This window comes from Niallia yueguangensis, assembly GCF_052663115.1.
In genome coordinates this window covers 1-321 of sequence record NZ_JBQTCX010000082.1, presented here as the reverse complement: position 1 = coordinate 321, position 321 = coordinate 1, and the positions used below count along the sequence as shown (strand labels likewise).

Here is a 321-nt window from a genome sequence, read left to right as displayed (position 1 = left end):
TATATTTTTTAAAAATAAAAGGATTTCGAAAATTTACTTCAAAGAGAAAACATCTTGAAAAAAATCAGATTGAAGGTTAAGGCAGAATATAAATACAGAAAATAATTTATTAATAAGGCTCAGTAGCTCAGTTGGTAGAGCAAAGGACTGAAAATCCTTGTGTCGGCGGTTCGATTCCGTCCTGAGCCACCTTTAACAATATAAATAAACCTTAATTAATACTATGGCGGATATGGCGAAGTGGTTAACGCATCGGATTGTGGCTCCGACATTCGTGGGTTCGATTCCCATTATTCGCCCCATTAATTAAAATATAAATAT

The 321-nt window shown here is 34.0% G+C and carries 2 tRNA genes; both read left to right on the top strand.

Annotation, left to right across the window (positions count from 1 at the left end):
- The first annotated feature begins 116 nt into the window (after nucleotides 1–116).
- Nucleotides 117–189 (top strand) — tRNA-Phe (locus ACTYA4_RS22275).
- A gap of 37 nt (nucleotides 190–226) precedes the next feature.
- Nucleotides 227–302: transfer RNA gene (locus tag ACTYA4_RS22270), tRNA-His, on the top strand.
- Nucleotides 303–321: the final 19 nt, after the last annotated feature.